Genomic DNA, 20,910 nt, shown 5'->3' on the forward strand with positions numbered 1-20,910 from the left:
AAGACTGAGTCTTGGAGGATGATACGTTTATAGATAGGTTTTAAATTCAGCTTCTGTGCACATGACAAAATGTCCCGGTTTCACTTCTCTGAATTCCATTTTTTCTCCTTCTTGGAGCTGATGAACTGCCGGATCGTATTTCTTTCGCGTGCGATTTCTTTCATAATCCGGATCAGGGAGCGGGATAGCGGACAGCAATGATTTCGTATATGGGTGAAGCGGGTTTTCGTAAAGCTCATCCGCCGGCGCAAGCTCCACCAATTTTCCGAAATACATGACGCCGATGCGGTCGCTGATGTATTTGACCATTGATAAATCATGGGCGATAAACAGGTAAGTAAGCCCTTTTTCTTTCTGCAATTCTTTCATTAAATTGACGACTTGCGCCTGAATGGAGACATCAAGCGCCGAAATCGGTTCGTCCGCGATGATAAACTCCGGATCAACCGCCAGCGCTCTGGCGATTCCGATACGCTGGCGCTGTCCGCCTGAAAATTCATGCGGGTAGCGGTTGGCGTGCTCTTTATTTAAACCGACCGTTTCCAGCAGTTCGTGAACCCGCTGCATCCGCTCTTTTTTCGTTTTTGCCAGGCGGTGAATATCTATTCCCTCGGCAATAATGTCGGCGACTGTCATTCTCGGATTTAAAGATGCGTACGGATCCTGGAAAATCATCTGCATTTTCCGGTTAAACTCCAGCAGCTTCTTGCGGGATTTTTTCCCGTGGACATTTTCCCCGTTAAAGAGAACTTCCCCGCCGGTTGCCTCATACAGCCGGATAATACTGCGGCCCGTCGTTGATTTACCGCAGCCCGATTCTCCGACAAGGCCGAGCGTTTCGCCTTTATAAATATCAAATGACAAATCATCTACGGCTTTTACCGTTCCTTTCTGCGTGAAAAAATGCTGTTTTAAGTGTTTGATTTCGAGAAGTTTCTCAGTCATTTTTTTCACCTTCCTTCATTAAAACAGGATGCTGATACGTATTCGGAAGCTGACGGATTTTAGCCTTCACCGCTTCAGGCGGCTCGACCTTAGGCGCATCAGGATGCAGAAGCCACGATTTCACAAAATGCGTATCAGACACTTTATACATCGGCGGTTCCTGTTCAAAGTCAATTTTCATCGCATATGAGCTGCGGAGCGCAAATGCATCCCCTTTCGGAGGATTCGTCAGATCAGGCGGCGTACCCGGGATGGCCGTCAGTTTTTCCTGATCGGTGCTGTCCAGACTCGGCATTGAGGCAAGCAGCCCCCACGTATACGGATGGCGCGGATCATAAAAGATTTCATCCACCGTGCCCGATTCGACGACCTGACCCGCGTACATGACGGCGACCCGGTCGGCGACATTGGCGACAACGCCGAGATCATGCGTGATAAAAATGATAGATGTATCAATTTTCTTTTGCAGATCTTTCATCAGCTCAAGGATCTGTGCCTGAATCGTCACATCAAGAGCTGTTGTCGGTTCATCGGCAATTAACAGTTTCGGATTTGCCGCAAGCGCCATCGCGATGACGACACGCTGTCTCATCCCGCCTGAAAATTCATGGGGGAATTGGCCGATCCGTTTTTCGGGCATCGGAATCCCGACGAGATCAAGCAGCTCTATGGCGCGCTTTTTCGCGGCTTCACTTGAGATTTTTTCATGTTTGAAAAGCACTTCCGTAATTTGTTTGCCGACTCTCATCGTCGGGTTCAGAGAGGTCATCGGATCTTGGAAAATCATTCCGATGTCCTTTCCTCTGATGGCCTGCATTTCTTTTTCGGACATCGGCACGATATCGCGTCCGTCAAAAAGAATCTGTCCTCTTTTAAAGTAGCCCGGCGGCATCGGGATCAGCTTCATAATCGCTTGGGAGGTCACACTTTTTCCGGAACCTGACTCCCCCACGATCGCAAGCGTCTCTCCTTTATTCAAATGGAAATTCACGCCGCGGATTGCCTGTACCTCTCCGCCGTATGTTTTAAATGAAATGGCTAAGTCTTTTACTTCTAGCAAACGTGTCACTCATATCACTCCTTATTTGCGTAACTTAGGATCCAGCGCGTCTCTTAACCCATCGCCGACAACGTTAAAGCCGAACATCGCCAGGCAGATAAAGCCGGCAGGGAAGAACAGACGCCAAGGGTAATAGGTTAATGCAGGCAATCCGTCTGAGGCCATCGTTCCCCAGCTCGCAAGCGGCGCAGGTACGCCGAGGCCCAAATAACTTAAAAACGCTTCTGTAAAAATCGCCGTCGGAACCGTCAGTGTCATTGTTACGAGGATAGAGCCCATCGCGTTCGGAACGATATGCTTAAACAAAAGCCGGCCGGTTTTGGCGCCGAGTGTCTGTGAAGCAAGCACATACTCCTGATTCTTTAATTGCAGCACCTGTCCGCGGACGATCCTCGCCATATTGATCCAGCCCGTGATTGTCATGGCGACGATAATGGTCAGCAATCCTTTCGGCAGGACAACCATCAGCAAAATAACCATTAATAATGAAGGAACAGCCCACAGAATGTCGGCGATGCGCATCATCACTTCATCTGTGCGTCCGCCGCGGAATCCGGAAATGCTGCCCCAGATTACGCCGATTAATAAATCAAGCACGGCAGCTGCGACACCGATAAAGATGGAAATCCGCGCGCCCACCCATGTCCGGACGAATATATCCCTTCCAAGGTCATCCGTGCCGAACCAATGATCTTTCGACGGCGCTTTATCCGCATTTAATAGATTGGTAGTCGCATAATCATACCTTGAAAAGACAGGCGCAAAAATCGCCATCAGAATAATAAGAACGATCAGTACGAACCCGACCATCGCAAGCTTATTGCTGCGGAAGCGGAGCATGGCGTCTTTCCAGAGGGAAAGGCTTTTTTTATTTATTTTTTCGGCATCGCCGGCATTAGCTGAAGCTGGTTCAAACATATTTTTAGGAATGTTCTGCATGGTCTAGGCTCCTTTCTTTGCTTTGGAAAGCTTGATTCTCGGATCGATTAATCCGTACAGCACGTCTACAATTAATACGCATAAAAGTAGGAGCACGCTGAAGAACACGGTAACTCCCATAATGACCGTATAATCACGGTTTGTAATGCTGTTTACAAAATGCGCGCCTAAACCGGGAATTCCGAAAATGGATTCAATGATGAAACTTCCCGTTAAAATGGATGCCGCCATCGGCCCCATATATGTCACGACCGGCAAAAGCGCGTTTCGCAGCGCATGGCGCACGGTGACTGACGGACGGGAAAGTCCTTTAGCTTTTGCAGTCCGTATGTAATCGCTGTTTAACACTTCAATCATGCTTGAACGGGAGAGTCTGGCAATGAACGCCATCGGCATGGAAGCGAGCGCAATAGAGGGCAGAAAGGTGTATGCCCAGGATTCCCACCCTGCGACCGGGAACAGTTCTAATTTAATTGAGAAAATATATTGCAAAATCGTCGCCAATATAAAGCTCGGAACTGAGATCCCAAAGATCGTTAAAATCGCAATGGTATAATCCTGCCATTTATTATGGTACAGGGCAGCAAGCACCCCGAAAAGCACACCGAACGCTAAAGCGAGGAGAATAGCTTCTGCACCGAGAGTGAATGAGACGGGGAAGCCTGAATTGATTAAATCATTAACACTTTGGCCTTTATATTTAAAAGAAGGTCCGAAGTCCCACATCGCCACAGATTTTAAGTAGCTGGCATATTGAACGAAAAGAGGCTTGTCCAGGCCATAGTGTTCGTTTAAGTTTGCCTCAATTTCAGGCGGCAGCTTTCTTTCGCCGGAAAATGGTCCGCCCGGCGCTGCCTGCATTAAGAAGAATGTGGCGGTCACAATCACAAACAATGTGATGATCATGTAAATGAATCGTTTACCGATATATTTCAGCAAGGTGAACACCTCCATGTTTTTTACAATTTTATACTTAATCAGTAAGAAAGGTATATGGGGACATCCTCCCCATATACCTGGTCTTTTGTTTTCAGAACCGTCTTTTATTCAAAAGAAGCGTTTCTGAAGTAAACTTCGCCTGTTCCTGTCAAGATCACATTTTTGAGGTTTTTATCCTGCACCCAAGGATCCGTATAGAAATAAACTGGCGCGACCGGCATTGCGTCAATAAAGATCTTTTCTGCTTTTTTCAGCTCTTCGATACGTTTATCCGGATCCGTTTCAAGCTGAGATTGGTTCAGCAGCTTTTTAAACTCAGGATCTTCCCATCCGGTATCATTGTTTCCGCCTTCTTTATCACGGAACAATTCAAGGAAGTTGATCGGATCGTTGAAATCGCCGAGCCAGCCCATACGCCCGATTTGGTAGTTCTGGCTGTGCAGCTTGTCGATGTAAACATTCCATTCGGAGTTATCAAGCTCAACTTTGACGCCCAAGTTCTTTTTCCACATTTCCTGTACGGCCTGCGCGATTTTCGCATGCGCGTCATCCGTATTGTAGGACAGTTTGATCGCCGGAAGGTCAGAGGCATTCTTGACGCCTAATTCCTTCAGTCCTTTATTTAAGAATTCTTTAGCTGATTTGACGTCATTGTCTTTGAAATAACCTTTTGTGTTATCCTTGAATCCCTTCATTGACGGCGGCACCGCAGCCATGGCCGGGATTTGTTCGCCCTGCGTTACATTTTTCACGATGGACGAGCGGTCGATCGCATAAGCAAGGGCTTTACGGATGTTGACATTGTTCAGCGGTTTCTCTTCTGTGTTGAATTTGTACCAATACACGTCTGCGATCGGTTCAACGTGAAGAGATCCGTCTTTTTTCAATGTCGGCAGAGATTCAGTCGGAAGCTGGCCGAGCGGCATTCCTGCCCAGTCAAGCTCACCGGCCTGGAATTTTTTCAGTTCGGTGTTGTTATTGTTAATCATCACCATGTTGATTTTCTTCAATTTCACAGCGTCTTTATCCCAATATTGATCGTTCTTTTCGAGCGTGATGGAACCGCTGTGTTTCCAGGCCGTCATTTTGAACGGGCCGTTTGACACATAATTTTCGCCCGCGTTTGTGTTCCAGTTTTTATGTTTTTCCGCAATTTTCTTGTTGACCGGCATATACGTATAGAATGAAGTTAATTGCGTGAAATAAGGTGTCGGGTTATTCAGTTCAACCTTTAATGTTTTGTCATTTACGGCTTTTACGCCTACATCATCAATCTTGCCTTTTCCTGTATTGGCAGCTTCAGCGCCTTTGATGTAGTAGAGCTGATAAGCGTATTGTGATTCGTTGTTCGGGTCAAGCGCCCATTTCCACGCATATTCAAAATCCTGCGCCGTCACAGGGTCGCCGTTAGACCATTTCGCACCGTCACGAATCGTAAATGTATAGGTCTTTCCGTCTTTGCTTGTTTCAATTTTAGATGCCATTCCTTCTTCAGGCTCACCTTTGGAGTTTACGCGTGTCAATCCTTCAAAAGTCTGTCGGATTACGCCTCCTGACACGGAATCATTCGCTAAACCCGGATGCAGTGAGAACGGCTCGGTTTTAATATTGATATTAAGTGAAGTCTGTCCTTTGGTGTCTTTTTTACCGCCGCCTGATCCGCCGCTGAATCCGCCGCACGCACTTAATACAAGCGAAAAGATAAGCATTAAACCTACAATAGACCAACGCTTTTTCATGCACTAACCCCCTAATCAAATTTTTCAGCCTTTACTACTAAATACTCAGAAATATCAGACAAAATAACTTAATATTTTTCTAAACTTTAATTGTGTTCCGTCTTTTCTGATTATTTTATGTAAAGAAGCTGTAACAATAGAGTGAACAAGTTCATTATAATGAAATGAATAATTTATTGCAATACTATTTTCTCAATTTAAAATATTTAAATTTGGTCAGTTTTTCTGTCAAAAAGGTGATACACTTCTATAGTTTAAAGCATGACCTAACTAAATTTTTTTATTGCAATTTCCAGTTCATATTGCTTTTTACATATAATATTCGTTATACGAAATGTTGATATACGTTATCATTTAAGCATTTTCAGTTCTTTTTGAGGATTTCCAGCCCTTAAGCAAACTGGAAATAAGCTTGTATTCCTCTGATGACATTTGGCTATAATTGATTTATAATAGATCAATCAAATACATTTGTTGTGATTGCGATGATGAAGAATAGTACACATTTTCATCCGTTTGAAGAGAGTCTGCGGTGCTGGGAGCAGGTAACGGGCGATGTGGAATGGACTTCTGAGCAGCTGACCGAACGTTAGTAGGCCCAGCCGGAGCAGCCTCCGTTACCAACGTCTCGAGCGATTCCATTGTAATGGAATAATCAGGGTGGCACCACGGTTCATTCGTCCCTTTTTTCTACGGGAAGAATGGGCTTTTTTTATTATGTTTTAAGAAATGAGGTAAGAACTATGAAGAAAACGATTTTTTCTGGCATTCAGCCGAGCGGTTCCGTTACCCTCGGCAACTACATCGGCGCAATGAAACAATTTGTCGATTTGCAGCATGACTACAACGGCTACTTCTGCATTGTCGATCAGCATGCGATTACGGTTCCGCAGGATCGGCTTGAACTGCGGAAGAACATCCGCAATCTCGCGGCTCTTTACGTGGCCGTCGGACTTGATCCTGAGAAAGCGACCCTCTTTATCCAATCCGAGGTTCCCGCTCATGCCCAGGCGGGGTGGATGCTCCAATGCGTCGCATATATCGGCGAGCTTGAGCGGATGACGCAATTTAAGGATAAGTCAAAGGGCAAAGAAGCCGTCGTGTCAGGACTGTTAACCTATCCGCCGCTGATGGCCGGCGATATTTTACTGTACGGAACGGATCTTGTTCCGGTCGGAGAAGACCAAAAACAGCATCTTGAACTGACCCGCAACCTGGCGGAACGCTTCAATAAAAAATACAATGACATCTTCACGATTCCTGAGGTGAAAATTCCCGAATCAGGCGCGCGCATCATGTCACTGGCTGATCCGCTCAAAAAAATGAGCAAATCAGATCCGAACCAAAAGGCATACATCACGCTGCTTGATGAGCCGAAGCAGCTCGAGAAGAAAATCAAGAGCGCCGTGACTGATTCTGAAGGCATTGTAAAGTATGATAAAGAAAACAAACCGGGCGTTTCTAATCTTTTGACGATCTATTCTATTTTAGGAAACACATCAATTGAAGAATTAGAAGCTAAATATGAAGGCAAAGGGTACGGTGAATTCAAAAGCGATTTAGCCGAAGTCGTTATCGGCGCATTGACACCGATCCAAGAGCGCTACCGTGAATTAATTGAGAGCGACGAGCTTGACCGTATTCTCGACGAAGGAGCGGCGCGCGCAAACAAAATGGCCGGCAAAATGGTAAAGAAAATGGAAAACGCCATGGGTCTCGGACGGAAAAGAAGATAAAGAAAAGAGGCGGGATTCTCCCGCCTCTTTTTTTAGTTCACTTTTGATTCCTGTTCCATTTCCCAAAGCTTTTCGAAAAACGGCTGCCCTTTAATCAAATTTTCACAGAACGCAAGATGTTTATCCGACCAGCCTTCAATTGTTTCATTGTAAAGCATGTCCCAGATCTCTTCAAAACTCATCCGTTTGATCTGCTCATACATATGCGGATTCCATTCCGTGTACCAATACACAATTTCCGCACGGTTTTTCAGCCCTTTCAGCTGGTCGAGCGCCATAAACATCAGCTGCTTGATCTGCCGCTCTTTTCTCGTCAGACCTCTGACATGCTCCGGCGCCAATGACAAAATGTGATATTCCTTTGAAGACTCCAATTGCGACGGCTCAAATTGAAACGATTCCGGTTCTACATCCTTTACCATTTCATAAACAAGCTGCTCCTGTCTCGGAATCAGGCGGCTCTTTCTGACCGGAATGGTATACCCGATCGTATCCACGGCAATGATGCCGATCCCGTCTGTCACGACAAAACAGTACTCCAGCTTTGTCCGCTCATGATTTTTTCGCACGTATGACTTCTGGTGGACTTGGTCAAGCAGCTCTTTCGGAAGCTCTGATAAGTCGTTTTCTATGTAATGAAATAATACCGACGGCACTCTGAGCAGCGGCGTCTGATCCAAAAGCTCAACCGTGTCTTCCTTCCGCCATTCGTGAAAATGGCATACATTGTAGCCGTTTTCTTCCCCTTCAAACCAATTAACCCATACATCATGAAGAAATAACATATTCGACCCCTCACTTTATAAAAACTGTTGTCCACAGTATAGGCAAGGGATAGATAAATTATTCCATTTCAATATGAGATTTCCGTTTTACGGAGCTGGATTTCCGACTGCATTGCAACAAAAAAATCTCCCGTTCGTCCGGGAGATCATTTCACATTTTTCGGATCAAGCGCATCACGCAGCCCGTCTCCGACAAAGTTGAAGCACAATACGGTAAGAAGGATCAACAAACCCGGGAATAACGGGTACCACCAAGCCTGAATCATAAGCGTAAAGTTCTGTGCATCCTGAAGCATATTGCCCCAGCTTGCGATCGGCGGCTGAATCCCGAAACCGAGATAACTTAATGTAGATTCCGCCAAAATAACCGTTCCCACCTTTAATGTGGCTGAGACGATAATCGGTCCGAGCGCATTCGGCAGTATATGAGAAAAGATGATGTGATGGTTTTTTGTACCGATCGTCTTTGCAGCTAATACAAACTCTCTGGAACGAAGCGATAAAAACTCTCCTCGGACAAGGCGTGCCGTTGTTGTCCAGCCTGTAAGGGAGAAAATTAAAATTAATTTATCCATTCCGGGCTGAAAAATCGTAACAAGTGTAATAAGCAAAAATATATCAGGTATGGATAATACGATATCAACGGTTCTCATGAGAACGGCATCGACAAACCCTTTAAAATATCCGGCAACGGCTCCGACAACTGTCCCGATTGTAATCGCGCCGATCACAGAAGCGAATCCGACAAGCAAGGAGACGCGCGCCCCGTACAGAACCCTCGTAAAGATGTCTCTTCCGAATTTATCAGTTCCCATTAGATGTTTTAAGCTCGGCGGCTTCAAACGATTGATGAGAGATTGACTCTCCGGAGAGTAAGGAGCGATTACCGAAGCGAATAAAGCTGACAAGATAATGATGGTTAATATAACGGCTCCGATTACAGCTAGTTTATTTTGAAAGAACTTTTCGAAAAAAATCTTCGTCATTGTTTCCGGTTTGGATTGAATATTTTCCTTTAATTTCACTTCGCTGGGGGGTGTGCCGGTATTTGGCTGTAACATTTGACCTCTCACCTCTCTTTGTTAATATTCAATGCGGGGATCAACCAGCGCATATAAGATGTCCGCAATTAAATTCCCCACTACAACCAAAACAGCTGAAATGACCGTCATGGCCATGATAACCGGATAATCCCGCGAAAAGGCTGAATCAATAAACAATTTGCCGAGACCCGGCCAAGTAAAAATCTGTTCTACCACTACCGCTCCCCCGATAAATGACGGTATCATCAAACCAAAAATAGTGATGACAGGAAGAAGTCCGTTTCTCAAACCGTGTTTAAAAATCACTTTATTATCTCGGAATCCTTTCGCACGCGCCGTTCGTATATAATCCTGTTTTAACACATCAAGCATACTGGATCTTGTGTATCTCGTTATCCCTGCCATGTCTGCCGTGGCGAGCACAAAAGCAGGCAGAATCAAGTGATGCAATCGGTCAAATATGTTAAAGTCAGCATTCAAAGTGCTTACTCCGCCAGTGGGAAACCACCCCAGATTTACAGATAAAACCATGATTAAAATCAAACCGAACCAAAAATTCGGAATGGCAAGCCCTAAAAATGAAGTAACAGTTATCCCGTAATCCAATTTTGAATAAGGACGTTTCGCTGACAGAACACCAAATGGAATAGAAATCAGAAGAGCGACAAGGGTTGAGAAAAGCATAAGCACAATCGTATTCGGTAAGCGGGATAAGATAAGTTCAGAAACCGGAGTGCCTTTCTTGACGATAGAAGTCCCAAAATCCCCTTGCAGCATATTCCCCAGCCATTTCACATATTGAACAGGTTCCGGATCATTCAACCCGTATTTTTCAATGAATTTCGCCCTGTCCGCTTGACTGATTGTAGGGTCCATCATAAGTGACATCGGGTCTCCCGGCGCTGCTTTCATGATGGCAAACGACAAAATTGTAATGCCTAAGAGAATCGGCAAGGACATTAATGTTCGCCGTAAAATATATGTAACCATATTCTTGTCCCCTTTTTAAATAGGATAAGAGAGGAAAGGAACCTCCTTCCCTCTCCAGGGCTTTTGCTATTTTTGATCCAGCCACCATTTTTCAATATTGTACAAGTCATTTTTAGGGTGGAATACATAGCCTTGTAAATTATTCGGCATCGCTCTGTGGTAATTGTAATAGAATAAGAAGCTGTACGGCTGATCTTCAGCTATCAATTTGTATATCTCTTCATACTTCTTTTGGTATTCTTTTCTGTCTGTAATTGTCTTCGCTTCTTCAAGCAGCTTATCGACTTTCGGGTTTTTATACCAGATATTATTCAGCCCGTTTTTCGATTGGCTTGAATGGAAGATAGAGAATTGATCCGGGAACGTTGCAAGACTCCATCCGAGAAGAAGAGCGTCATAATCCCAATTAGGGGCACTTGTCTGTTCGATTAACGCACTGAATTCAACAATTCGCGGTTTAGCCTCGATTCCCACTTCTTTTAATTGCTGCTGAACGACAACAGCTAAATCTTCACGAATTTTATTGCCTTGATTCGTTTTAATTTCAAATGAGAATTTTTTTCCGTCTTTATCAAGGTAGCCGTCACCGTCATGGTCTTCCCATCCGGCTTCTTTTAGCAGCTGCTTTGCTTTTTTCGGATTATAATCAAATGTCGGCACTTTAGACTTCGGATAATTCCATGACAGCGGACTCTCAGGAACATCCGCTACCTTACCGTCTCCGTTCAGCACTTGATCCACCATTGCCTGCCTGTCAAGAGCGTAAGTCAATGCCTGACGCACTTTTTTGTCCTTAAAAAGCTCTTTTTTCTCATTCCAGCCGATATAGCTGTAGTTTAAGCCAAGATCAGATTTGACCTTCACGTTTCCAAACGTTTTAACCGTATCAAAATCTGTGCCCGGCACAACGAAGAAATCAATATCTCCCGCTTTTAACTGGGCCACGGCCGCGTTAGAATCAGGAATTGTTTTGACTGTCACTGTATCAAGGTAAGGTCTGCCGCCAAAGTAATCATCATTTGCTTCCAGTTTGACATACTCACCTTTTTTCCACTCAACAAACTTAAACGGACCGGAACCGATTGGATTTTTACGGTTAAATTCATTCTCTCCCAGATCTGCAACCGGCACCTTACCCAATATATGTTTTGGCAAAATGCCGTAACTGTCGAGAACAACATTATAGAAATAGGCATCTTTTTTCTTCATTTTAAACTGAATTTCATATTTTCCTTTTTTCGTTACGGATTTAAGGGACTCGAAACCCGAGCCACGCTCACCGTTGTAATCTTTGTTAAGAGGGATGCTGTAGGTGAAAACAACATCATCGGCCGTCAGCTCTTTTCCATCATGGAATTTAACGCCTTTTTTCAGTTTTACATTATACGTTAATCCCCCGTCTGCTTCTGTTACTTTTTCAGCCAGCGACGGCTTGACGTTTAATTTCTCATCAGTTTCCAATAATGTGCTGTAAATCATTCCTTCAATATCAGAACTTGCAACATCGGTAGAATAAAGTGGATTAAAAAGTGTGGGTTCCCCGGTTGACCCGACAACCAAATCTCCGCCTTTTTGCGGTTTTCCTGCCGGTTTGGATTCGGTGCTTGTGGATTTTGAGCCGGAGCAGGCGGACAGGAAGATGGCGAGCGCCATAAAAACACTTAGCATCATCAGTGCGCTTTTACGTAATTTCATATCAATTCCCCCTTTGTGATATATATGCAGCAAACTGGTTATGTAATCCGGCATACCCCCTCTCGATGCTTGTCATTTCAGGCATATAAATGGCAGGCGACGTAATGGCCGGGAGCGGCTTCTTCAAATGCCGGGATTTGTTCCTTGCAGATCGGTTTGGCCATCGGGCACCGCGTGTGGAACACGCAGCCTTTCGGCGGGTTTGCCGGGCTTGGCAGTTCTCCTTTCAGGATGATTCGTTCCCGCTTGACGGCGTCTTTTTTTCTCGTGACGGGCACTGAAGACAAAAGCGCTTGCGTATAAGGGTGAAGCGGATTGCCGTACAGCTCGTGTTTATCGGTCAGCTCCATCATTTTCCCCAGATACATGACGCCGACTCTGTCGCTGATATGGCGGACAACACTCAAATCATGAGAAATAAACAAATAGGTCAGGTTGAATTCTTCCTGCAGTTCTTCCATCAGATTGATGACCTGGGCCTGAATGGAGACATCGAGTGCGGAAACGGGTTCATCCGCAATAATCAGCTCGGGATTCAATGTCAGAGCCCGCGCAATCCCGATCCGCTGGCGCTGCCCCCCGGAAAATTCGTGCGGATAGCGGTTTGCAAAGCTCGGATGAAGGCCGACTTTCGCCAGCAGCTCCTCCACTCGCTCGTTCCGCTCGCTCATGCTGTACATATGGTGAGTCTGGAACGGTTCTTTAATAATGGAGCGCAGCGTTTTTCTCGGATTAAGGGATGCGAAGGGATCTTGGAAGACCATCTGGATGTTTTTGCGGACGCTTTTTCTCAGCTTTTCTTCAGATAAGCCGGAGATATCCTGACCCTTAAAAAGAATCCGGCCGTCTGTCGGCTTGTATAAACGGATCATCGTCCTTCCCGCCGTTGATTTGCCGCATCCTGATTCACCGACGATGCCGAGCGTCTCCCCGCGCTTCAATGAAAAAGAAACGCCGTCAACAGCCTTTATATCACCGACTTTCCTTTGAAAAAAACCGGAGCGGATCGGGAAATATTTTTTTACGTCTTTCAGCTCTAAAATCGTTTCTTGGCCTGCAGCTGTCATTTTGATTGGGCACCCTCTTCCTCATATAAAAAACATCTTACAGAACGGCCGCTTTCATGCGTTATCAGCGCCGGCTGCCCTGTTTTGCATTTGTCCATCGCTTTTGAACACCTCGGGGCGAATCGGCAGCCTTCCGGAAGATTATCCGGTGTCGGGACACTGCCTTTGATCGCTTTTAATGTATCAATCTCTCCATCTATCACCGGTATGGAGTTTAACAGCCCTTCGGTATACGGATGAAGAGGGTTTAAAAATAAGTCCTCCACACTCGCGCTCTCTACGACTTGTCCGCAGTACATCACGATCACCCTGTCGGCGGCTTCGGAAACAACACCTAAATCGTGAGTGATCAGCAGAATGGAAGTATCGAATTTTTTGCAGAGGTCTTTCATCAGCTCCAATACTTGGGCTTGTATCGTCACATCAAGCGCCGTCGTCGGCTCATCAGCGATCAGAAGCTTCGGATTGCAGCTGAGCGCGATGGCGATCATCACCCTCTGTCTCATCCCTCCGGAAAGACGGTGCGGATATTCTTTCATCACTTGTTCCGCTCTGGAGAATCCGACGAGTTCCAGAAGCTCAACGGCTTTTTTAGCCGCTTCTCTTTTATTCATTTTTTTATGGTATTCAAGCACTTCGGTAATTTGTTCGCCGATGGTCAGCACCGGATTCAGGGAAGTCATGGGCTCCTGAAAGATCATAGAGACGTCATTGCCGCGGATTTTGCAATATTCGTTTTCGGTGAAGGAGGCCAGGTCCCTGCCTTCAAGCTTAATCGAGCCGTCCATAATTTTTCCGCCCGAGCCTTGGACAAGTCCCATAATAGAAAGCGAGGTGATGCTTTTGCCCGAGCCGGATTCTCCTACAAGAGCGACGGTTTCGCCTTTGTTAATGTGAAAATCAACCCCGTCGACTGCGGGGATCGGCTGTTTCTTTCTGAAAAAATACGTCTTTAAATTATTCACTTCTAATAGTGTGCTCATGATACGCCCCTTTCTCATTCCGCTGAAGCAGAGGGAAACATACGTTTCGCTATCACAAAATATAGAATAGTCGAAAAATTTTATAGTTGTATATTATTACATCATTATTACAAAAGCAAGAATTTTTTAGGATAAATGTAATATCGTTAAATAATTTCCATTCTTTTAATCTTTAATGCGTTGCCTCCAGAAAGGTTTTTGAAGGGATGGCCAATGCTTCTTTTACTGTTTTTTGATGGTCGGTTAAATATTTTTTTACTATATTGAATCCGACAGCATAGCCGAGCATTGAGGGGAAGTATCCTTTTCCGTATAACAGCTGGGAAAACATTCTGCTGTCTCTCGTTAAGCGGAGGTTCGGCTTGACTCTTTTTTCAAACAGAAAATCAAGCTGCTCAGGCGTATAGTATGACGTCCATTCCGCCGTAAGACTTGAGCCGAACCGCTCATATACAGCATATTCTGCCAGCCCCTCCATCATGATTGTATCAAGAAATGTCTCATCTTTTTCGTCCTTTGTCACATGTTCTAACCGGCAGACGTGATTATATTCATGTGTCATAAGGGCGGATACAGCTGAATTGGAACTATCCGACGATAGAAAGAGGAACATTTTGTCCCGAAAGGCCAGACCGGATTTTGATCCGAATTCCTGACGGATTTTCCGGTTTCGTTCATCGACGGGCAAAACTACGATCGGCACGTCCGGCCCGTTCCACTTCTCCTTTAAATAGGCTTCCTCCTTTTGAATATGACTGTAGCATCCTTTTTCTTTCAGCCGTTTACTGGTCCTGACGCCATCCTTCAAATGGCGGAACATGCCGTGGTTTTGCAGCATCCCGAGTATCGGCTTCCACTCTTTCTTATCGGCCCCTGAAAAAAGCGGCAAAAGATGCGGGGCCAGATCATTTACGGATGCCGCCTTTTCCATCCATTGATATGTCTGCTTGACGCTCATACCGGTTCGCCTCCTCTTGTTGTTATCATATGCACGCGCAAAAAAACCGGCCACCTTTTTCAGGCAGCCGGTCAAAACTGTATTATTGATATTTTTTAAAGATCAAAGTGGCATTATGTCCGCCGAAGCCGAGCGAGTTGCTGAGAACGACGTTGACATCCTGCTCGCGCGCTTTGTCCGGTACATAATCTAAATCACACTCTTCATCAGGTGTTTCGATGTTAATCGTCGGCGGGATAATGCCGTCTTTAATGGCCATGACGGAGAAGATTGCTTCAATTCCTCCGGCAGCGCCTAACAAATGACCCGTCATTGATTTTGTCGAACTGACGGCAAGCTTGTACGCATGATCACCGAAAACGGTCTTAATGGCTTTTGTCTCGTATTTATCATTGTAGTACGTGCTTGTGCCGTGAGCGTTGATGTAATCAATTTCTTCAGGCTTGATGCCCGCATCTTTGATGGCTTCCTGCATCGCTCTCGCACCGCCTTCCCCGTCTTGGGCAGGCGCGGTAATGTGGTAGGCGTCACCCGTTGAGCCGTAGCCGACAATTTCCCCGTAGATTTTCGCACCGCGGGCAAGGGCATGCTCAAGCTCTTCAAGCACGATGATCCCCGCGCCTTCTCCCATGACAAAGCCGTCACGGTTTTTATCAAACGGGCGGCTTGCCGTTTTCGGATCAGGATTTGTAGAAAGGGCTTTGTTTGCGCTGAAGCCCGCAAATGACATTCTTGTCAGCGGCGCTTCTGTTCCGCCCGTAATCATCGCATCGGCATCGCCGCGCTGAATGACTTTAAACGCGTCACCGATAGAGTTCGTTCCCGTCGCACATGCCGTCACCGTACAGGAGTTGACTCCTTTTGCTCCGAGAGCGATTGAGATTTGGCCTGTCGCCATATCAGGAATCATCATCGGAACAAAGAACGGGCTGACCCTTCTCGGCCCTTTTGTCAGGAAGATTTCGAATTGGGATTCAAGCGTTTCAAGACCGCCGATTCCGGACCCGACCCAAACGCCGACTCTCGGCGCGATTTCGTCTGTGATGTTAAGACCGGCATCTTGAACGGCCATTTTCGCGGCTACGACAGCGTATTGCGTGAAGCGGTCCATTTTTCGCGCTTCTTTTTTATCCATGTGATTTTCAATATTGAAATCTTTCAGTTCAGCAGCTACTTTCGCCGGATACTCGTCCGATTCCACACGTGTGATCGGTCCGATTCCGGATACGCCGCCGATTGCATTTTTCCAGCTTGTTTCGGCGTCGTTTCCAAGCGGAGACAGGGCTCCAAGCCCTGTAACGACTACTCTTTTTTTACTCATCTTGTGTGCACCTCACTTTTTTTTATCGTCCCCAGCGTATTGCTATGGCGCCCCATGTCAATCCTCCGCCGAAACCGACCATGACGATGACGTCGCCGTCTTTAATTTTGCCTGCTTCCAGTTCCTCTACTAATGAAATCGGAATGGATGCTGCGGATGTGTTTCCATATTTATGGACTGTTTTAGACATCTTTTCAACCGGAAGCTCCAAACGTTCCCGTGCCGCTTCCATGATGCGGATGTTTGCTTGATGCGGAATCAAAAAGTCTACGTCCTCTTTGGAGAGGCCGGCTTTTTCAATGACATTTACACTCGATTCACCCATTTGCCGGACGGCGAATTTGAATACTTCTCTTCCATGCATGATTGTATGCCCTTTTTCATCTAAGTACAAGTGCTGGCCGCCTGTACCGTCTGCTCCGAGCTCAAATGACAGTATGCCTCTGTCGTCGCTGACCGGTCCGATGACCGCCGCTCCGGCTCCGTCTCCGAACAGCACAGCCGTATTGCGGTCGTCCCAGTCGGTAATGCTTGAGAGCTTTTCCACGCCGACCACGAGGACATGTTTGTATGTTTGCGATTCAATGAATTGTTTGGCGGTTACGATACCGTACATAAAACCCGCACACGCGGCGCTGATATCCATCGCGCACGCTTTTTTGGCCCCGAGCTTCTCTTGTATCATACAGGAAACGGTCGGGAAAGACTGGTCAGGAGTAACCGTCGCCACGAGGATCATATCAAGCTCCTCAGCGGAAATGCCGGCCTGATCAAGCGCTTTTTGCGCAGCCTCAGCGGCCATGCCGGATGAATACATATCTTCCGCGGCGATTCTTCTTTCTTCTATACCTGTTCTCGTACGAATCCACTCGTCCGATGTATCTACCATTTGTTCAAGATCATGATTTGTCAGCACTTTTTCCGGGATGTAACGGCCGACGCCAAGAATTCCAGCTTTCATTGGAAAAGACTCCTTTTTTATAATGAATTTAAAACTAATTAGTTATGATCAATTATTAGTATCAGGTACTAATTCTACCCTATTTTTTTTCTGTTGGCAATATATTCGTCTAAACTATCGGACGCTTCTCCTCATAGAATAAAAGGAAGACGAAAGGAGGCTTCACTATGGATATTTTCTCCAAAATGATGTTCGGCGATTCCAGAGACCGGGATAAAGAACCGGAAGAAAACCCGGAGCAGCCTCAGGCTGAAAACGAAGAAGAAATCGATTACAACCACGTGATGAATCAGCTGGGGTCCATCATGAACTCTCTGGATCAATTAAAGCCCGTATTTAAAGACTTCGCGCCGATGGTGTCCGCTATAAAGAAAAAAATCATGTGAAAAGCCACTTCATGAAAAGTGGCTCTCTTTATTTATTCAGCTCCCCGGCATCAGATCTGCCAAGCTCATACGCTTCCGCCATGACCGATGTAAACAGGTCCATAAACGGCTGAATCATTTCCATAGACAGATCTATGCCGGATTTCTCAAGCTCCGCCTTTGCTTCCGGCAGGTATTTCATCGCGATCTGCATAAATTCAAGAGACTTTTCATGCTGCATGTGTATCCACCTCTATTCATTTGACGGCAGTTCATTTGTTCGGTTATACGTTTTTACAAGGTCTGAGATTTTGTCTTGAAATGCTTTGTCCACCAGAGGGCTGAACGTCCCCATTTCAACGACTCCTTCCCTGAAATCAAAGTTGTGATCTCCGCTCTTGAGCGTACCTTTATTATATTGCTCGGCAATTAATGTATAGGCTTTATCTACGTTTTGCACCGTGCTTGTCAGCACCGTGTTTTTGCCGAGATTCGATTGCTCGGCGACATAGCCGATGGCGTAAAGCCCGTCTTTTTTGATTTGCTGAATGACAGGAACATTATACCCGTCTCCGGCCGGATATACAACATCCGTGCCTTCCGCTTTTAACTTTTCGTAAAGATGCAGCGCTTCATTGCCGTTATCCCAGTGGTCCGTAAATTCAGTATTGACGGTGATATCGGGTTTTTCATATTTCGCCCCTTTGATAAAGCCGTCTACTTCAGGCTGCCACAAAAAGGAGGCGATGACGCCTACCTCATTGGTTTTTGACATATGGGCGGCCGTCATTCCCCCGAAAAAGCCCATTGCTTCACCCATAAGGTGAACGCTTGTGACATTATCGCTTTTCGCCGTTCCGTTTGCGACGACGAATTCCATGTCGGGATAATCCTTGCTGATCATATTGAAGATTTCCTCGTATTCATTTCCGTGCCCGTATAAAAGATTGACTCCTTTTTTATGAAAATCATCTATCGCTTTTAAAATATCTTCATCGGATCTGATATTTTCTTTATAATAAACGTCAACGTTAAATTCAGATTGTATCGCTAATAAACCTTTGTAACCTTTTGTGCCCCATACCAAGTCACTGATGGTATCGGGAAAAAGCATTCCGACCTTCTCAATTTTTCCTTTAAACGGAGTTTGTGCGCATCCGCTCAATAAAAGGAGGAGAGAAAAGATCATGACAAGCCTGGTGATCAAGCCATGTTCAACCCCTTTTCAAACTCATAACATATATAATTGATATACGTTTATTGTAGCGGTAATGCACATAACATGGAAGGTATTTCTTAAAAATTGTCGAATATTGATGAAAATTGTCTTTTCCACTCTTGAATTTTTTCTTCCGCTTCCGTTTTTTGCGTTTTTTCTTTTATTTCCAGGGTAATAATCTGATTTTCGTCTTCTGTGCCGTCAGCCTCAAGCTGATTCATCAGCCCGCAGACTGCGTCTTCTAAAAAGATCCTGCTTTCGCCATCTTCTTTTGCTTCAGTCCACGGACCGTAAAGGGGAGGAAGGATAATCGCTTTTGCCGTATCCCGCTGACCGTTTTTTTCCCAGTCTCCGTGATCCTCACTGTAAACAATCCAATATAAAGGCTCAGCCCTTTCTTCAGGCAGACACCCGCTCCCGTATTGAACGCAGATACGATCGTATTCCTTTTCACCGATTTCATCTATTATTTGAAAAAGCCCGTTTCTCGCGAGCCACATTAAACGTTCTTCTAAATACAGCTGCCTCGTTTTGTCCTCCGGTTCTGCCAAAATGACATCGACATGCACACCCTCATCCATCAACCGTTCGCACAATGAAAGGCCGAGAAATTCATCTGCTCCAATGATCAGCGCTGTCTTCATCACATCTGCCGCCTTTCCGGTTTTTCATTCGCACACAAGCCAAACAGCCCTCTGAAAAGAGATGGCTGTTGTATTCTATTCATTACAGGTCTTTTTCATGACTGCGGAAAAACCGGCAGATGGCTCTGTACATACGCGCAGGGTTCTCAAGCAGGTGATACGTGATATCAGTCTTGCTTCCGGTCTTTTCCCGGGCTTCTTTATACGCGTTCGCATGCAGGGTGTACGGGTACGGCGCTCCGGTCGTTCTTTGCCATATATGTACCGGCACGCGGGTGCGGCAGCCGGTAATGGTCTGATAGCTCAGTGAGCTTGCCTCTTTTTCAGAAACACCGAAGCTTTGTGCCGTTTCCCTCAGGAACTGCTTATAAAAAAACTTATTTTCTTTTTCTGATTCAAAATGGGCTTGAAGGTCAAGACAAGGATCTAACATTGCGGCTGAACGGATATGCTCCGGTGAAGACTGCAGCAATTGATCGGCGATAAGGGCGCCCATACCTTCTGCGAGCAAGTGTATTTTCGGATTGAGGGTTTCTTGTTTCAGCACATAATGCATCAGCTGTCTGGCGTAAAGGACGGCTTTTTCCGAACCCCAATGCCGTCCGTATAAATTGCTGTTAAAAATGGTGTACCCTCTGTCAAGCAGCACATGTAACAGCTGCTTTCTCCCTTCATGTTCGAGCCAAAAGCTTGAGTCCCGGCTGACAAAGTGGGTTCTGTCCCCCAGAATAAAGATACAGAAGCCGTTCGGCCGATACGGCAGATGGATGACGTTCAGCTCAGATCCGAAGTGGAAAAATCTTTCCGTTATCCCCATGCCTGCCCGCCTCCTTTTACTCCTAATCTCTCTATTGGCTATCATATGTAAGAAGAATGAAAACGGATCGGATAAACTCCTATTTGCTGCTATGTTTTGGCTATTATCCCAAGCACAGGAACCGAATTTTCCGTCAGACGGCCGGACAGGCGGGCACATGTCAGTTTCAGGCGCGCTTTTTGATGAGAAAATGACCTTCCGCCCGCGCTTTATGTATGGTATGATACAACGTAGAATAAAATGAAGGACGAGGTGGAAACGTGCGGTTTATTATCGGTTTTATTTGGACGTTCCTTTTAACACATATGGCCTGTTATTTGGTCGCCTCCATGAACAGCGCGGCGTACAATTTCAAGCAATCATCCGTTATTGCCGTAGTTATTGCGGTGCTTGTCTTTGTTCTTGCGGAGATCATGCCTGTCAAACAGGATGCAAGCCAGCATTAAATAAAAAAACCTGCTATTCAGCAGGTTTTTTTGTGTTCACGGTTTTCGTTGATACGTCCACAATCTGTTGTGGTTTGAAGTTTCAGGGAACATTTCTCCCACCGTAAGCTTGATTTTTTGCGGGTTTTTGACCATGCTTCCCGTTTCGCCGATTTCAACGTACACACCGTTATTCGGCGCTTTTTGTCCCGGGCGGAATTGATGTTGCTGTCCCACGTCATTTCCTCCTTTTTCTTTTTTATGTAGTATGCGCTTGTA

The 20,910-nt window shown here is 45.7% G+C and carries 22 protein-coding genes and 1 other annotated feature; of the genes, 3 read left to right on the forward strand and 19 right to left on the reverse strand.

What is annotated here, in order from left to right:
- Positions 1–27 precede the first annotated feature (27 nt).
- From oppF to HWY38_RS11115, 5 genes are all read right to left on the reverse strand, one after another.
- A complete protein-coding gene (gene oppF, locus HWY38_RS11095; RefSeq protein ID WP_003155037.1) occupies positions 28–945 on the reverse strand; it encodes an oligopeptide ABC transporter ATP-binding protein OppF in 918 nt (305 codons plus the stop codon).
- Positions 938–2,014: an ABC transporter ATP-binding protein gene (locus HWY38_RS11100; RefSeq protein WP_003155039.1), complete on the reverse strand. Its 1,077-nt coding sequence runs from the start codon at positions 2,012–2,014 to the stop codon at positions 938–940. The genes oppF and HWY38_RS11100 overlap by 8 nt, the downstream gene beginning before the upstream one ends.
- 12 nt (positions 2,015–2,026) lie before the next feature.
- Complete coding sequence (gene oppC, locus HWY38_RS11105) at positions 2,027–2,944, reverse strand: oligopeptide ABC transporter permease OppC (RefSeq protein ID WP_007409113.1); 918 nt, start codon at positions 2,942–2,944, stop codon at positions 2,027–2,029.
- Positions 2,945–2,947: 3 nt separating this feature from the next.
- The gene (locus HWY38_RS11110; protein ID WP_014417417.1) at positions 2,948–3,883 is read right to left on the reverse strand and encodes an ABC transporter permease; all 936 of its coding nucleotides are present in this window, start codon (positions 3,881–3,883) and stop codon (positions 2,948–2,950) included.
- 104 nt (positions 3,884–3,987) lie between these two features.
- Positions 3,988–5,622: a peptide ABC transporter substrate-binding protein gene (locus HWY38_RS11115; protein ID WP_224181854.1), complete on the reverse strand. Its 1,635-nt coding sequence runs from the start codon at positions 5,620–5,622 to the stop codon at positions 3,988–3,990.
- Between the two features lie 476 nt (positions 5,623–6,098).
- Positions 6,099–6,310, forward strand: a binding site (T-box leader).
- Between the two features lie 55 nt (positions 6,311–6,365).
- On the opposite strand from HWY38_RS11115, the gene trpS reads away from it, so the two are divergent.
- Entirely contained in the window at positions 6,366–7,358 is a 993-nt protein-coding gene (gene trpS, locus HWY38_RS11120) for a tryptophan--tRNA ligase (protein ID WP_224181855.1), read from the forward strand.
- 32 nt (positions 7,359–7,390) lie between these two features.
- Here the strand turns inward: trpS and HWY38_RS11125 are convergent, their stop codons facing one another.
- The 9 genes from HWY38_RS11125 to HWY38_RS11165 form a co-directional block, all read right to left on the reverse strand.
- Positions 7,391–8,143 carry a YjbA family protein gene (locus HWY38_RS11125; RefSeq protein ID WP_014304784.1) on the reverse strand — a complete coding sequence of 251 codons (753 nt, stop codon included), beginning with the start codon at positions 8,141–8,143 and terminating at the stop codon, positions 7,391–7,393.
- Positions 8,144–8,289: 146 nt separating this feature from the next.
- Positions 8,290–9,204, reverse strand: a complete 915-nt coding sequence (gene opp4C, locus HWY38_RS11130) for an oligopeptide ABC transporter permease (protein ID WP_003155049.1) — start codon at positions 9,202–9,204, stop codon at positions 8,290–8,292.
- A gap of 21 nt (positions 9,205–9,225) precedes the next feature.
- Positions 9,226–10,176: an ABC transporter permease gene (locus HWY38_RS11135; RefSeq protein WP_003155051.1), complete on the reverse strand. Its 951-nt coding sequence runs from the start codon at positions 10,174–10,176 to the stop codon at positions 9,226–9,228.
- Positions 10,177–10,242: 66 nt separating this feature from the next.
- Complete coding sequence (locus HWY38_RS11140) at positions 10,243–11,871, reverse strand: peptide-binding protein (RefSeq protein WP_224181856.1); 1,629 nt, start codon at positions 11,869–11,871, stop codon at positions 10,243–10,245.
- A 77-nt stretch (positions 11,872–11,948) separates the two neighbouring features.
- Positions 11,949–12,938, reverse strand: a complete 990-nt coding sequence (locus tag HWY38_RS11145; protein ID WP_007610590.1) for an ABC transporter ATP-binding protein — start codon at positions 12,936–12,938, stop codon at positions 11,949–11,951.
- Positions 12,935–13,921, reverse strand: a complete 987-nt coding sequence (locus tag HWY38_RS11150; protein ID WP_105937873.1) for an ABC transporter ATP-binding protein — start codon at positions 13,919–13,921, stop codon at positions 12,935–12,937. The genes HWY38_RS11145 and HWY38_RS11150 overlap by 4 nt, the downstream gene beginning before the upstream one ends.
- A gap of 172 nt (positions 13,922–14,093) precedes the next feature.
- Complete coding sequence (locus HWY38_RS11155; RefSeq protein ID WP_029325951.1) at positions 14,094–14,879, reverse strand: DUF2268 domain-containing protein; 786 nt, start codon at positions 14,877–14,879, stop codon at positions 14,094–14,096.
- Positions 14,880–14,961: 82 nt separating this feature from the next.
- Positions 14,962–16,200: a beta-ketoacyl-ACP synthase II gene (gene fabF / locus HWY38_RS11160; RefSeq protein WP_007610580.1), complete on the reverse strand. Its 1,239-nt coding sequence runs from the start codon at positions 16,198–16,200 to the stop codon at positions 14,962–14,964.
- 22 nt (positions 16,201–16,222) lie between these two features.
- Positions 16,223–17,161 carry a beta-ketoacyl-ACP synthase III gene (locus HWY38_RS11165; RefSeq protein WP_007409122.1) on the reverse strand — a complete coding sequence of 313 codons (939 nt, stop codon included), beginning with the start codon at positions 17,159–17,161 and terminating at the stop codon, positions 16,223–16,225.
- A 167-nt stretch (positions 17,162–17,328) separates the two neighbouring features.
- Between HWY38_RS11165 and HWY38_RS11170 the strand changes: the two genes are divergently transcribed.
- On the forward strand, positions 17,329–17,547 hold the full coding sequence (locus tag HWY38_RS11170) for a hypothetical protein (RefSeq protein WP_007409123.1): 219 nt from the start codon (positions 17,329–17,331) through the stop codon (positions 17,545–17,547).
- Between the two features lie 28 nt (positions 17,548–17,575).
- Here HWY38_RS11170 and HWY38_RS11175 read toward each other — a convergent pair whose 3' ends face one another.
- From HWY38_RS11175 to HWY38_RS11190, 4 genes are all read right to left on the reverse strand, one after another.
- Positions 17,576–17,767, reverse strand: coding sequence for a ComZ family protein (locus tag HWY38_RS11175; protein ID WP_003155061.1), 192 nt, complete (start codon positions 17,765–17,767; stop codon positions 17,576–17,578).
- A 12-nt stretch (positions 17,768–17,779) separates the two neighbouring features.
- Positions 17,780–18,733 (reverse strand): BMP family ABC transporter substrate-binding protein, encoded by a 954-nt coding sequence (locus HWY38_RS11180; protein WP_007610578.1) that lies wholly within the window; start codon positions 18,731–18,733, stop codon positions 17,780–17,782.
- An 89-nt stretch (positions 18,734–18,822) separates the two neighbouring features.
- Positions 18,823–19,389 (reverse strand): hypothetical protein, encoded by a 567-nt coding sequence (locus tag HWY38_RS11185; protein WP_224181857.1) that lies wholly within the window; start codon positions 19,387–19,389, stop codon positions 18,823–18,825.
- An 82-nt stretch (positions 19,390–19,471) separates the two neighbouring features.
- On the reverse strand, positions 19,472–20,206 hold the full coding sequence (locus HWY38_RS11190; RefSeq protein WP_224181858.1) for a hypothetical protein: 735 nt from the start codon (positions 20,204–20,206) through the stop codon (positions 19,472–19,474).
- Positions 20,207–20,466: 260 nt separating this feature from the next.
- Between HWY38_RS11190 and HWY38_RS11195 the strand changes: the two genes are divergently transcribed.
- Entirely contained in the window at positions 20,467–20,652 is a 186-nt protein-coding gene (locus HWY38_RS11195) for a YjzD family protein (protein WP_007409129.1), read from the forward strand.
- Between the two features lie 36 nt (positions 20,653–20,688).
- Here HWY38_RS11195 and HWY38_RS11200 read toward each other — a convergent pair whose 3' ends face one another.
- Positions 20,689–20,868 (reverse strand): YjzC family protein, encoded by a 180-nt coding sequence (locus tag HWY38_RS11200; protein ID WP_003155070.1) that lies wholly within the window; start codon positions 20,866–20,868, stop codon positions 20,689–20,691.
- Positions 20,869–20,910 lie beyond the last annotated feature (42 nt).

The organism is Bacillus sp. KS1, from assembly GCF_020075515.1.
Classification (GTDB): Bacteria; Bacillota; Bacilli; order Bacillales; family Bacillaceae; genus Bacillus; species Bacillus velezensis.